Annotated in this window: 2 protein-coding genes; both read right to left on the reverse strand. The window is 31.6% G+C overall.

Features of this window, described 5'->3' with window-relative positions:
* The coding region (locus tag VK998_RS05120) for a M55 family metallopeptidase (RefSeq protein WP_325226254.1) at positions 1-624 on the reverse strand (624 nt) is incomplete at its 3' end.
* A 78-nt stretch (positions 625-702) separates the two neighbouring features.
* Positions 703-1,919, reverse strand: a 1,217-nt coding sequence (locus VK998_RS05125; protein WP_325226256.1) for an L-cysteine desulfidase family protein, incomplete at its 5' end; no start/stop codon positions are given.

Below are 1,919 nucleotides of genomic sequence, written 5' to 3' on the forward strand. Positions count from 1 at the left end.
TAGGTCTCCCTTTAAAGCTTCTTTCATCCCATTTTTTATTAATTCTAAAGCTTTATTAGGGTGGATATTTATAGTTGAAGCTCCTTTACCTTCTTTTACAGGTACTGTTATGATATTTTCATTAAATTTTTTTACTTGATCACAAATACCTTTATCTCCACTTAAAAAACAAACAGGTACTCCTAAGTATGCTGCTAAATAAGAATGCATCAAAAACTCACTACAATATTCACCATTTAATTTTACATAATCAATTACAGAGCTATTCATCGTATGAGCCAAAGGATTTTCATTAGAGTTACCATAAGAATGATATCCAATATATGCTACTGCATCAAAACTTTCATCTAGCCCTTGTATCATCTTATAAGGGCCACCACTCCACCCTCTAATTAGGCTAGTATTTTCTGGTAATTTAGATTGATCAATATTCCTCCCAGTACCATGAGCATCTTTTATCAAAATCTCTGTAGCTCCAGATACATTAGCTCCTTCACAAGCTGCTACTACTTCTTTAGTCATTTGTTCTGCAAAACATTGATATTCTGGTGAAACTTTTCTTGCTTCTTGCCAATCTGTTGCTCCAGTTACTCCTTCAATATCTGCACTTATAAAAATTTTCATTTATAACCCTCCCTACCCCATATAATTAAATCACATTTTTAACTAAACACTTATAACTTTTTATCTTTATTCTTCTAATTAAACATTAGTTGTATTTTTGTTTAACATAATATTTAATATAGTGTTTTCTGTTTCTAACATTCCAGGTGAAGCAATTTGTCCCATATTTCTCATTGTTTCTTCCGCAGTATTACCTACTATCCCATAATTAGTAGGTATATTAGTATCATAAAGTGCAAAAATAGCAGACATTACAGCAACATTGGCAGCAGTAACAGCTTTTAGTGCACATCCGTAATTGCCTCCATCGCATATCATGCCTGTTATATTGCCAGCCATATTGTTAATAGCATAAGAAATTTGAGTATAATTACCACCTAACAAATAAACTATGCCTGTACTAGCACCTGTTCCTCCGGCTATTGCACATCCACAAAAAGCTGATAATCTACCTGAATATTCCTTTATATAGATAGTGATCAAAAAACTTAAAGCTACAGCTCTAGCAAGTCTTTCATCATCTATATCTTTTCTTTCAGCAATAGCTGCAATAGGCATAGTTGCAATTATACCATGAGAACCACTTCCGCTTATACTCATCGCTGGCTTAGATACACCGCCTAATCTAGCATCTATAGCATATCCAGTTAAGATTTGAGCATAATGAGAAATATCATCTGCTAAAATATTTTCTTTTGCTAGATTCGATAAAGTATAAGCAACATTCATTCCTGAACCTTTTATTGCATATTCACCTAACTCTTTATTAACCTTAACAGCATCTAATACAAATTTGATATCTGTAAAAGGTACTTGTTCAACAAAATTAATTAAATCAATAAGTTTTTCTTTTTTAATATCCAAGGTTTTTTCTTTTTTATCTTCACATATATTTATTTCTTTTTTATATATAATTTTATCATTTGCTTCAATTAATACAATATTGGAATGTTTTTCTTGTATAACTACTCTTGCCCACCCTTTATCTGTCATTACAATACAATCTACATATATTCCAACATGACCTTTTTTTACTTCTATTTCCACTTTCCCTTCGTTTCTTAGCTGCTTAGCTTTATCCTCATCTTCCTTTTTAATTTCTTTTAATACCTCTAATTCTAATTCTGGTTTTCCTACTAAAACTCCTAACAATGCTGCTATTTCGATACCAAAGTCATCAGTCCCTGGTATTGCACAAGAATAACAATTTTTATATATTCCAGAATCTAATACAAGCTTAATTTTTTCTAAAGTTCCTCCTATAGCCTCATAAGCTTTTGCGCTAGCTAGTGCTA

It is taken from the genome of Schnuerera sp., from assembly GCF_035459645.1.
Classification (GTDB): Bacteria; Bacillota; Clostridia; order Tissierellales; family Tepidimicrobiaceae; genus Schnuerera.